At 69.3% G+C, this 11,533-nt stretch carries 9 protein-coding genes; 7 read left to right on the top strand and 2 right to left on the bottom strand.

Going from position 1 to position 11,533, the window contains the following annotated elements; genetic code table 11:
* Positions 1 to 71: 71 nt before the first annotated feature.
* The 4 genes from IMZ11_RS21365 to asnB all read left to right on the top strand — a co-directional run bounded on the left by IMZ11_RS21365 (position 72) and on the right by asnB (position 5,342).
* Positions 72 to 1,436, top strand: a complete 1,365-nt coding sequence (locus tag IMZ11_RS21365; protein ID WP_374462498.1) for a TrkH family potassium uptake protein — start codon at positions 72 to 74, stop codon at positions 1,434 to 1,436.
* Positions 1,429 to 2,091 (top strand): TrkA family potassium uptake protein, encoded by a 663-nt coding sequence (locus tag IMZ11_RS21360; protein ID WP_228644130.1) that lies wholly within the window; start codon positions 1,429 to 1,431, stop codon positions 2,089 to 2,091. The genes IMZ11_RS21365 and IMZ11_RS21360 overlap by 8 nt, the downstream gene beginning before the upstream one ends.
* Positions 2,092 to 2,261: 170 nt before the next feature.
* Positions 2,262 to 3,221 carry a zinc-binding dehydrogenase gene (locus IMZ11_RS21355; RefSeq protein WP_228644129.1) on the top strand — a complete coding sequence of 320 codons (960 nt, stop codon included), beginning with the start codon at positions 2,262 to 2,264 and terminating at the stop codon, positions 3,219 to 3,221.
* Between the two features lie 279 nt (positions 3,222 to 3,500).
* A complete protein-coding gene (asnB, locus tag IMZ11_RS21350; protein WP_228644128.1) occupies positions 3,501 to 5,342 on the top strand; it encodes an asparagine synthase (glutamine-hydrolyzing) in 1,842 nt (613 codons plus the stop codon).
* A gap of 57 nt (positions 5,343 to 5,399) precedes the next feature.
* On the opposite strand, the gene IMZ11_RS21345 is transcribed toward asnB, so the two are convergent.
* Positions 5,400 to 5,879 (bottom strand): hypothetical protein, encoded by a 480-nt coding sequence (locus tag IMZ11_RS21345; RefSeq protein ID WP_228644127.1) that lies wholly within the window; start codon positions 5,877 to 5,879, stop codon positions 5,400 to 5,402.
* Positions 5,880 to 6,076: 197 nt separating this feature from the next.
* On the opposite strand from IMZ11_RS21345, the gene IMZ11_RS21340 reads away from it, so the two are divergent.
* From IMZ11_RS21340 to IMZ11_RS21330, 3 genes are read left to right on the top strand one after another with little or no spacing between them, the layout of a single operon-like run.
* Positions 6,077 to 7,786: an MDR family MFS transporter gene (locus tag IMZ11_RS21340; protein ID WP_228644126.1), complete on the top strand. Its 1,710-nt coding sequence runs from the start codon at positions 6,077 to 6,079 to the stop codon at positions 7,784 to 7,786.
* Positions 7,783 to 8,355: a hypothetical protein gene (locus IMZ11_RS21335; RefSeq protein WP_228644125.1), complete on the top strand. Its 573-nt coding sequence runs from the start codon at positions 7,783 to 7,785 to the stop codon at positions 8,353 to 8,355. Before IMZ11_RS21340 ends, IMZ11_RS21335 begins: the two co-directional genes overlap by 4 nt.
* Complete coding sequence (locus IMZ11_RS21330; protein ID WP_228644124.1) at positions 8,352 to 8,591, top strand: SPW repeat protein; 240 nt, start codon at positions 8,352 to 8,354, stop codon at positions 8,589 to 8,591. The genes IMZ11_RS21335 and IMZ11_RS21330 overlap by 4 nt, the downstream gene beginning before the upstream one ends.
* 136 nt (positions 8,592 to 8,727) lie before the next feature.
* Here the strand turns inward: IMZ11_RS21330 and IMZ11_RS21325 are convergent, their stop codons facing one another.
* Positions 8,728 to 11,295, bottom strand: coding sequence for a glycosyl hydrolase family 18 protein (locus IMZ11_RS21325; RefSeq protein WP_228644123.1), 2,568 nt, complete (start codon positions 11,293 to 11,295; stop codon positions 8,728 to 8,730).
* Between the last annotated feature and the right edge of the window lie 238 nt (positions 11,296 to 11,533).

Below are 11,533 nucleotides of genomic sequence, written 5' to 3'. Positions count from 1 at the left end.
CGTTGTCTCTTGATGCTCTCTTGACGGAGGCGCTCGGTGGTACGGCGGTCTTCTCCGAAGGGGCCGGCGAAGTGAAGGGGCGGCAGGCCGGGTGGGGCTCGGCCGTACTCGACCGGTTCCAGAACCCGACCCAGGTCCTGGCGACCGGATTCGGCAGCGTGGTGCTGATCGGCACGGTCCTCCTGACGCTTCCGATCGCGACGACCTCCGGTGAGTCCGCGGGTTGGGTGTCCGCCCTGTTCACCGCGACCTCGGCGGTGTGCGTGACGGGTCTGGTGATCGTCGACACCGGGGCGTACTGGTCCTCCTTCGGTGAAGGGGTGATCGCCGGGCTGGTCCAGGTCGGCGGCCTCGGGATCATGATGATGGCCACCCTGTTCACCATGCTGGTCTCCGGCCGCATGGGGCTCCGGGTCCGGCTCATGGCCCAGGCCCAGACCAGCACGCTCAACGTGGCCGACGCCCGCCGGGTGGTGCGCAACGTCGTGATCTTCAGCCTCGTCTCCGAGGCGATCGTGGCCGTGATCCTCACCGCCAGACTGATGATCAAGTACGACGAGTCGTTCGGTGAGGCGGTCTACCACGGGGTCTTCCACGCGATCTCGGCGTTCAACAACGCCGGGTTCGCCCTGTGGCCGGACAGCCTGATGGGGTTCGTGACCGACCCGTGGATCTGCCTGACGATCGCCGCGGCGGTGATCGTCGGCGGCCTGGGCTTCCCGGTGATGTTCGAGCTGCTGCGCTCCTGGCGGCGGCCCAGCCGCTGGTCGGTGCTCACCCGCGTGACCGTCGTCGTCACCGTGCTCCTGCTCTCCTCCGGCACGCTGGTCTTCCTGATGACGGAGTGGCGCAACCCCGGCACCATGGGCGCCCTCGACGACTCCGAGAAGCTGCTGGCCAGCTTCTTCACCGCCGTCATGCCGCGCTCGTCGGGCTTCAACAGCATCGACGTCTCCCAGATGGCGCCGTCGAGCTGGCTGGCCACCGACATCCTGATGTTCATCGGCGCGGGCAGCGCCGGCACCGGGGGCGGCATCAAGGTCACGACGTTCGGACTGCTGGCCTTCGTCATCTGGGCGGAGCTGCGGGGCGAGTCCCGGGTCAACGTCGGGCACCGGCGGCTCACCGAGTCCGCGCAGCGCCAGGCGGTCGCGATCAGCGCGCTCGGCGTCGCCCTCGTCGCGGTGTCCACCTACGTCCTGCTCGTGCTGACCCCGCACAGCCTGGACAAGGTGTTGTTCGAGGCCGTCTCGGCGTTCAGCACGACCGGCCTGTCCACCGGCATCACCGCCGACATACCCCCGGCCGGGCACCTGCTGCTGGTGGTGCTCATGTTCATCGGCAGGATCGGCCCCCTCACGCTCGGCTCGGCGCTCGCCCTCAAGGAGCGCACCCGCCGCTACGAACTACCCGAGGAGCGAGTCATCGTTGGCTGACAAGAAGAACGATCCTGTCGTTGTCGTCGGCCTCGGCCGGTTCGGCAGCTCCCTCGCGCTGGAACTGGCGGCGAGGGGAACCGAGGTGCTGGCCATCGACAGCCGCCCCAAGCTGGTGCAGAGCCTGGCCGGACGGATCACGAACATCGCGACCGCGGACGCCACTGACATCGAGGCGCTGCGCCAGCTCGGCGTGCCCGACTTCTACCGTGCCGTGGTCGCCATCGGCAGTGACCTGGAGGCGAGCATCCTCGCCACCTCGCTGCTGGTGGAACTGGAGCTGGAGGACATCTGGGCCAAGGCGGTCAGCCGCCAGCACGGCCAGATCCTGCACCGGATCGGCGCCCACCACGTCGTCTTCCCCGAGCACGACATGGGGGAGCGGGTCGCCCACATGGTCAGTGGCCGGATGCTCGACTACGTCGAGGTCGACGAGAACTTCGCCCTCGTCAAGACCCACCCGCCCAAGGAGTTCGTCGGCGTCCCGCTGGGCCAGTCGAAGCTGCGCCGCAAGTACGGCGTGACGATCGTGGCCGTCAAGAGCCCCGGCGAGGAGTTCACCTACACCACGGCGGAGACCGAGCTCTCCTACGGCGACATCGTCCTCGTCTCCGGAAGGAGCGACAACGTCGAGCGCTTCGCCGAACTCCCCTGACCTCCGGGAACGTCGTATCGTGCCTGACTTTTCCCGCCAGAATCGATCCGGAACCCCTGCGTCGAGTCGCGTACCGGAGCGGAACCTCTGACCCGCGAAAGCGGGGCTTGGCGCCGGTGCTTGACCTCAAGTCGAGGTGAGGTTGGAGACTTGACCTCATGCGAGCGATCATGGCGACCCGGTTCGGCGCCCCTCACGTTCTGAAGCTGGTTGACCTGCCCACGCCGTCACCGGGAGCGGGACAACTCGGTATCGATGTAGCCGTCGTGGGCGTGACCTGGATGGACACCCTGATTCGGTCCGGCAACGGTCCCGAGGTGTTCGCGGTGGATCCGCCGTATGTTCCCGGCGGTGCGGTCGCGGGCACGGTCGCCGCGGTCGGGGCCGGGGTCGACGGCAGTTGGCTGGGCACCCGGGTGGTCGCCCGAGCGGTGAGCGACGGGTACGGCGGAGGTTACGCCGACACAGTTGTCGCCGCGCTGGAGACCGCCTTTCCGGTGCCGGAGGGTCTTGACCTGCGCAGCGCCATGGCCGTGATGGACGATGGCAGCACCGCTCTGGCCTTGCTGGAAAGGACCCCGGTGCGGATGGGGGAGCGAGTCTTGGTGGCGCCGGGGGTGGGGGGTCTCGGCAACCTCCTCGTGCAGCTCGCTCTCGCGGCGGGGGCGACGGCCATCGCCGCCGTGCACGGAGCGAAGAAACGCTCCGTCGCGCTGAAGCTGGGCGCTGAGGCGGTCGACTACTCCATGCCGGCCTGGTCCGACCAGGTGCGCATGCTCACTGGCCGGCACGGGGTGGATGTGGTGTTCGACGGAATCGGTGGCCAGATCGGCGCGGCGGCGGCGTCCCTGCTCGCGGACGGCGGCCGGTTCTCCGGGTACGGCATGACCAGCGGGGCACAGACCGTGATCAGTGATGTGGGCCGGCGGCGGCTCACGGTAGTGGACATGTCGCAGCTGCCGGAGTTTTGGCCGGACAATCCCCGGCGGGTGACGCACGTGCTGAGCGAAGCCGCCGCGGGTCGGCTGGCTCCGGTCATCGGCCAGAGTTATCCGCTGGCAGCGGCCGACGCCGCACATGCCGACATCGAGGCACGGCGCTTCACGGGCAAAATCGTGCTTCTGACATGACATCTATTCCTGTATGGCAAGACTCAGAGCAACCGCTTCTGTGTCTGATCCTTTTCATGGGCTCCTCTGGGCCCGGTTGCCAGTGATCCTTGTCTGATCAGCACGGTTGCATCGAGATTGAACCCACCGGCCCCATGCGGGTGGGTTCGTCGCTTTACGTGACATTTGTAGCTCTTTGCGGAGGTCGGCGAGCTGATTCTGGATCCGCGCGGGCATAATCCGCCCAGGTCAGGCGTTTAGTTAGCTGTACTAACTTCTTCTCGCTAGGGGGGCACGAAGATGTGCGGTATCGCCGGCTGGGTCGACTACGACCGTGACCTGAGGACCGTGCGCGACGTCGCGCAGGCCATGACCGACACCATGGTGTGCCGGGGACCGGACGCCGAAGGTCTGCGGGTGGAGCCGCACGCGGCGCTCGGCCACCGCCGGCTCGCCATCATCGACATCGAGGGCGGTCGCCAGCCGATGGCCGCCGAAAGGGACGGGAGGCTCCTCGCCGTCCTCACGTACAGCGGCGAGGTCTACAACTTCCGCGAGCTGCGCGCCGAACTGGCCGCCCGCGGGCACCACTTCCGGACGGAGAGCGACACCGAGGTCGTCCTCGAGGCGTACCTGGAGTGGGGAGAGGACTTCGTCGGCCGGCTCAACGGCATGTACGCCTTCGCCATCTGGGACGCCCGCCGCGAGGAACTGCTCCTCGTGCGCGACCGGATGGGCATCAAGCCGCTCTACTACTACCCGACCCCGTCAGGGGTGCTGTTCGGCTCGGAGCCGAAGGCGATCCTCGCCAACCCGCTGGCGGAACGGGTGGTCGACGCCGACGGCCTGCGCGAGCTGCTCGCCTTCGTCAAGACGCCGGAGCGGGCCATCTACCGCGGCATGTACGAGGTCCGTCCCGGCCAGCTCGTCCGGATCCGCCGCGAAGGCGTGACCCGGCGCCGTTACTGGACCCTGGAGTCCCGCGAGCACACCGACGACCTGCCCACCACGATCGAGAACGTGCGCGGGCTGCTGGACGACATCGTCAGCCGCCAGCTCATCTCGGACGTGCCACTGTGCAGCCTGCTGTCGGGCGGCCTGGACTCCAGCGCCGTGACCGCGCTCGCCGCGAGGGCGCTGGGCACGACGAAGGTCCGGTCGTTCTCCGTCGACTTCGCCGGGTACACCGAGAACTTCCAGCCCGACGAGATGCGCGACACCCCTGACGGCCCGTACGTCAAGGACGTGGTCAAGCACATCGGCGCCGACCACACCGACATCCTGCTGAACTCGGCCGATCTGATGGACCCGGCCGTCCGTGCGGCGGTGCTGCGGGCACGCGACCTGCCGGCCGGCATCGGCGACATGGACACCTCGCTCTACCTGCTGTTCAAGGCGATCCGCGGACACTCGACCGTGGCGCTCTCCGGCGAATCCGCCGACGAGGTCTTCGGCGGGTACAAGTGGTTCCACGACGCCGAGGCGGTCAACTCCGGCACCTTCCCGTGGCTGGCCATGCGGGGCTCCATCGGGCGCCGCGGCCTGGACGGGCTCTTCGACGAGGAGCTCACCCGCAAGCTCGACATCCCCGCCTACCGGGCCGACGCCTACCAGCAGGCCCTGGCCGAGGTGAAGCCGCTGCCCGGTGAGACCGGCCTGCAGAAGCGGATGCGGGAGGTCAGCTATCTGCACCTCACCCGCTTCGTGCAGATCCTCCTGGACCGCAAGGACCGGATGAGCATGGCCGTCGGCCTGGAGGTGCGCGTCCCGTTCTGCGACCACCGCCTGGTGGAGTACGTCTACAACGCCCCGTGGGCGATGAAGACGTTCGACGGGCGGGAGAAGAGCCTCCTGCGCGCCGCCACCGCGGACGTCCTGCCGCGTTCGGTGGTCGAGCGCCGCAAGAGCCCTTACCCCTCGACCCAGGACCCCGCGTACGAGCGGGCGCTCCAGGCCGAGGCGGTCAGACTCCTCGGCCTGGACGACCTGCCGGTGGCGCCGCTGCTCGACATGGCGAAGGCGCGGACCGCGCTCGACCACGAGGTGGGGACGACCAGCCTCCAGGAGAGCAGGGCCGCGATGGAGCAGCTCATCCAGTTCAACGCCTGGCTGGAGAGGTACGGGGTCCGCGTCACCATCTGACCCGCTTTGACCCGCTCCCGGCCGTGACCGACTGGCCCCACCGACCCGCCCGTGCGGCTACTGGGGCCAGTTGGCCACGGTCGAGGCCTTGATCGGATCGACGTAGCAGTTCACGGTGGCCCGGCGGGCCTTGTCCAGTACGCAGACCTTCACGTCCACACGCGTGATCTCGCCGTCGGAGGAGAGCCGGAAGGAGCTCTTCGCCGCGCAGGTCGACCTGGGCTGGGCCCATCCGGTGCCGCCGCCGGCGTAGTGGAAGCGGGCGCGGATGTACGCGCAATGACCGTCGTGCCGGTCGCGGTCGTACAGCGTGCCCGACACGACGAACGTCTCCGCGCTGAAGTCGGTGATCCACACGTCGGCCTTGGCGTACCCCCCGTGGCCGCCCTTGGACTGGACGGGTCCCCAGTGGAGCCGGGCCGCGGCGGCCTCGGCCGGCGCGGTCAGGCCGCCGACGGCCACGACCGTCAGCAGCGCGGCGGCACCGGCCGCGCGGGCGGTTCTGCGGGCGGTCCTGATGATGGTGCTGTTCTTCATGCCTCCATGAGTAGTGCCGCCGACTTGGAGCCACCTTGCATCCCGCTGGGTTCCGCCGGAACCCGCCCGCCGGAACCCGCGCAGGAAACCGCTCGCGCGGGCGGGTGAGGAGAAGAATGGTCATTCTCGGTACGGCGATCCTCATCTCTGCGTAGTGTCGTCATCACTCATTGTGATCGAAGCGGGGGTTGTCGTTGTTGACTCGCGCGCAGATCCGGCTCGTCATGGCCGGACTCATGCTCGCCATGCTGCTCGCCGCTCTGGACCAGATGATCGTGGCCACCGCGCTGCCCATGATCGCGCAGGAGCTCGGCGGGCTGGACCAGCTCTCCTGGGTGGTCACGTCCTATCTGCTCGCCTCCACGGCCGGGACCCCGTTGTACGGCAAGCTCTCGGACCTGTACGGCCGCAAGCAGATCTTCCAGAGCGCGATCGTCATCTTCCTGATCGGGTCCATCCTGTGCGGCCTCGCCCAGAACATGGCCCAGCTCATCATCTTCCGCGGCGTCCAGGGGCTGGGCGGCGGCGGCCTCATGGCGCTCGCCATGGCCGTCATCGCGGACGTCGTCCCGCCTCGTGAGCGTGGCCGCTACCAGGGGCTCTTCGGCGGCGTGTTCGGCCTGGCCAGCGTCGCGGGCCCGCTCGTCGGAGGGTTCTTCACCGACCACGCGACCTGGCGGTGGATCTTCTGGATCAACCTGCCGCTGGGCGTGGCCGCGCTCGCCGTGATCGCGGTCGCGCTGCATCTGCCCCGCACGACGGTGCAGCACAGCATCGACTATCCCGGGGCCGTCCTCCTGGTCGCCGCCGTGTGCTCGATCCTGATGGTCACGGTGTGGGGCGGTCGCACGTACGACTGGGCCTCGCCGCAGATCATCGCTCTCGCGGCGGCGGGTGTCTGCCTGACCGTGGCCTTCGCCGCCCGGCAGCGCAGCGCGGCCGAGCCGATCCTGCCGCCGCGGGTCATCACCGATCCGGTGGTCGCGGTCAGTGCGGGGTTGTCGCTGCTGTCCGGAGCCGCGCTGTTCGGCGCCGTGGTCTACCTGCCCACCTATCTCCAGATCGTCCGCGGCGACACGGCCACGGAGTCCGGGCTCGCCCTCGTCCCGCTGACCGGCGGCGTGATCGTCGCCTCTCTGGTGAGCGGGGCGCTGGTCTCCAAGACCGGCCGGTACAAGGCGATGCCCGTCCTGGGAGCGGGGATCCTGGCCGTCGGGCTGTACCTGCTCAGCCTGGTCGAGGTGGACACGTCGCGGGTGCTGCTCATGGCCTTCACCGTGGTGGTCGGTCTGGGTGTGGGCGGCTTCATGCAGGTCCCGCTGGTGGCGACGCAGAACGCCGTACTCCCCGGTGACATCGGTACCGCGTCCAGCGCCATCGCGTTCTTCCGCACTCTCGGCGGCTCGCTCGGCACCGCGCTGTTCGGCACGATCCAGATCCGCACCCTGGAGGAGGAACTCGCCAGGGCCGGTCTGCCGGCGCAGGCCGTCCAGCTCGATCCCGGCATGCTCGCCCGGCTGCCCGGCGCGCAGCTCCACGAGCTGCTCGAAGCGTTCACCACGGCGGTCCAGGCCGTCTACCTGTGGGCGATTCCGTTCGCCGCCGCCAGCCTGCTGCTCGCGCTCTTCCTGAAGGAGGTGCCGCTGCGCGGGGAGGCGTCCACGCGGCCGAGCGCGGTGACACTGGCGGTGACCGGCGTCGCGCTCGCCTGGCTCGCCGACCGGCTCGAACGCGGGGCGTCGCCCCGGCTGCTCGCTGCCGCCGCCCGGCTCGTCCCGCCCGACGCGGTGCCGGACGCCGCCGCCGACGATGACGCCGCCCGCGCTCGCGCCGCGTCCCGGCAGCTGCTGCGGCCGTTGGCAGGCCAGGTGCTGCTCGCGGCTTTGGTGGAAAAGGAGAGCAAATGACCCGATATCTGGCTGGCCTGATCACGGCGACCGCCGCTCTCGGCGCGGGTGTCTGGCTGCTGATCGCGCCGTACGGCCTGAACTACCCCTCCGGCAGCACGGCGTCGGAGGTCGACGCGTGGACGGGAGCGCTGGTGTGTGTGTTCTCCCTGGCCACCATCGGGGTGTGGTCCCGTGCCTGGCGCGCGCAGCTCCGCGCCGACGGGCTGCTGCCCGAGCGTCAGGCGGTACGGCCGGACCGGTCGGCCCTGCCGCATCCGGATGAGCACGGCCGGGCCGACTCGTCGGACGCGGCGAGGGTCGCACGGGCGCTGGAGGAGGAGCCGCCGCCGCCCCCGCCGCAGGTGCCGACCATCGAGGACCTGCACGGCCTGCTCAAGCCTCTGGTGGCCGCACTGGCCGCCGACCAGATGGAGCGGATCCACGCGCCGAGCGCCCAGCCGCAGAACGCCCAGCCACAGAACGCCCATCAACAGAACGCCCATCAACAGAACGCCCGCCCGCGGAACGCCCACGGGCCGAGCACCCACACGCAGACCGCGTACACGAATGCGGAGGAGGACTGGTGAGCAGGTGGGGAATCGCCGGCATCGGCATGATCTTCGCGATCGGCGTCTGGCTGGTCGCGGCGCCGTTCGTGACCGGGCAGCAACCGGACAGCGCGACCTGGACCACGGCCACCCGCAATGATGTGATCGTCGGTGCGGCGCTCGCGCTCCTCGGCTTCACCGGTTTCTTCACGGTGCTCGCCGGTCACGTCGCCGACATGTACGCCAAGGGCCCGCAGCCGCCCGCCCCGCGCTGACCAGCCTTGCCACGGAAAGCCGCAGACGGGACGAACGTCTGGCGGATCTCCCGGCGGGGGCGCGCCCATCGAGCGGGCGTGTCCCTCGCCGTCCCCGCCGGGAGATCCGTCGTTTCCTGAAATATCCGAGTAAGGGTTACTTCAGGCCGGTGTCCACGGCACCGGTCAGCGTGCCGGTGTCACCGGACATCTCCCAGATCATCACGCCGAGCAGGCCCTTGGTACGCAGCCACGCGGTCTTCTTGGCGATCGACCACGTGTCGTCGAAGGTCCACCACTGGCCGGGCTGGCTCGCGCTGCCGGTGTAGCAGTAGGTGGCCCCCGCCTGCTCGTCGTGCCGTACGGTGCAGCCGGGCACGCTCGCCACCAGGTTGCTGTAGCCCCGGGTGCCCGCCTCCTCCTGGAACTGGCCCGGCGCGGCACCGGTCGCCGACTGCCACTCGCCGGACTTGCCGCCGTCGGTGACGCCCTGCCAGCCGCGCCCGTAGTACGCGAGACCGATGGTGAGCTTGCGCGGGTTCACCCCGGCCTGCAGGTACACGTCGACCGCGTTCTCGACGCTGAAGTGGAACGAGTACGGGTCGTCGGTGTCGGCGTACAGGTTGCCCTGGTGGCCGGTCCGGTTCGGCTCCCACGAGTTGTCGCTGCCCGCGCCGTGGAAGTCGTAGCCCTGGATGTTGAAGATGTCCAGGGACTTGGCGACCTCGGGCAGGTCCCAGCCCGCCGCGATCTTGTCCGGGTCGGCCGGGGTGAACGCGGTGAGCTGGTAGCGCTTCCCGGTCTCCACGGTCAGCGCGTCCAGCTGCTTGCGGAACTCGGCGATCAGCAGGGTGTTGTTCGCCTTGTCGTTCGGGCCGATGTGGTTTCCGGCGTGGCCCTCGGCGCCCGGCCACTCCCAGTCCAGGTCGATGCCGTCGAAGATCCCGGCGGCGCTGCCCGGCCCGCCCGCGCTGTTGTACTCGGGCAGGTCGCCCTTGATGTACATGTCGATGCAGGAGCTGACGAACTTCTTCCTGGATGCGTCCGTGGCGGCCACGTCGGAGAAGTACTTCGAGTACGTCCAGCCGCCGAGCGAGATCAGCACCTTCAGGTTCGGGTACTTCGCCTTGAGCTTGCGCAGCTGGTTGTAGTTGCCGCGCAGCTTCTCCCAGCCGGTGTCGGCGACCCCGTCCACGGACTGCGCCGAGCTCATCGGCCGGCCGTAGTCGGCGTCGGCGTCGCCGGAGCCGTCACCCTGGTTCGGGTCCTGCGGGTCGGACGAGGTTCCCTTGGTGACGCCGTTGAGGCAGGTCAGCTTCACCGGGTCGATGTTGGCGAACGCGTAGTTGAGGTGGGTCAGCTTCGCCGCCGCCCCGGTCGTGTCGAGGTTCTTCACGAAGTACTGGCGGCCGTAGATGCCCCACTGCACGAAGTAGCCGACCCTGGCGTACCCGTTCTCGACGATGTCGGCGGTGGTCGCCTTGACGGCGACGCCGGCAGCCGACGTGTTGTCGTAGAGGTCACGGGCCCGCACGGTGAAGGTGTACTCCGTGGACGGGGACAACCCGATCACCGTGGCCGTGGTGCCGAGCACGCTCGTCGCCAGTGTCGTGCCGACGTACACGTCGTATCCGGCGACGCCCTTGTTGTCGGTCGAGGCGTCCCACGCGAGCGCGACGCTGGACGACGTCTTGCCGGTGCTGCGCACGTTGGCCGGCACGGTGGGCGGCTGGGTGTCGTCGGCCGGATTGTTGGTGGTCACCTTGAGCGGCGAGCTGGCCGGAGAGGGGGTGCCCTTGCGGTCCTTGGCCTTGACCGTGAACGTGTACTCGGTGTTCGGGCTCAGGCCGGTGACCGTCGCGGCGGTCCCGGTGACCGTCGTGGCCAGGTCGGTGCCGCGGTAGACCTCGTACGCCGTGATCGGGAGGCTGCCCGCGGTCGCGGCGTCCCAGGCGAGGGAGACCGTCTTGGTGGTCTTGACCGGCGAGCGGAGGTTCCCCGGCGCGGAGGGCGGGGTGTCCGCCGAGCCGTCGCATCGCACGTCGTTGACCCGGCAGCTCGTCGGCTCCACGGGCGAGCTGAGCGTGAAGGTCGGGCTGTACGGCTCGGTGGTCGCGTGCGCCGCGATCTTGGTGTTGTAGAAGGCCGGACTCAGCGTGACCTGGCGGCCGCTCTGACTCAGCGAGCCGTTCTGGGCGTTGCTCGCGGTGACCCCGGCGGGCAGCTCGAACTGGATCGACCAGGCGTCGAGGGCGGCGTCGCCGTTGTTCTCGACGACGAACTTCCCCTGGCTGCCGCTGAGGGAGAAGCTCGCGACGACCGGTGCGGCCGGCGCGGGCGGGTCGCCGCTGCCGTCGCAGTTGGCGTTGTTGATCAGGCAGCTCGTCGGCTGGGCGGGTGAGCTGAGCGTGAAGGTCGGGCTGTACGGCTCGGTGTTCCCGTTCGCCCGGACGGTGTTGATGTAGAACGCCGGGGTGAGTTTGACCCGTGTGCCGGTCTGGGTCGTGGTGGCGTTCTGGGGGTTGCTGACGGTGACCCCGGCGGGCAGGTCGAACTGGATCGACCAGCCGGTGACGGGGGCGCTGTCGGGGTTGCTCACCACGAACTTGCCCTGATTGCCGGTCAGGGTGAAGGCGGCGGTGAGGCGGGCGGCAGCGTGTGCCGGGGCGGCCGCGAAGGCGACCATCATGGCGATCGGGAGCAACAGGACGGCTAATCGGCGCATGTGAGAACTCTTTCCTAAAGGAAAGTTTCCTAATAATTACGCGGATCGTAACCCCGAGTCGTGGTGGCGGCAAGGCCCAAAACGCTGGGTGCGTTCGGAAGGCTCGGCCCGGAAAGCCGACGGCGGGCAGCCCGGCTCGGAGAGTCAGGTGTGGGCGCTCCGGTCCGGGAGAGCCGGGGGGTGGGTGCTCCGGTCTCGGAGGGCCAGGGTGGGTGCTCCGGTCCGGGAGGGCCAGGGG

Origin of the sequence: Microtetraspora sp. AC03309 (assembly GCF_020826795.1) — a bacterium.
Taxonomy (GTDB): Bacteria; Actinomycetota; Actinomycetes; order Streptosporangiales; family Streptosporangiaceae; genus Microtetraspora; species Microtetraspora glauca.
This window is presented reverse-complemented; position numbering and strand designations above follow the sequence as displayed.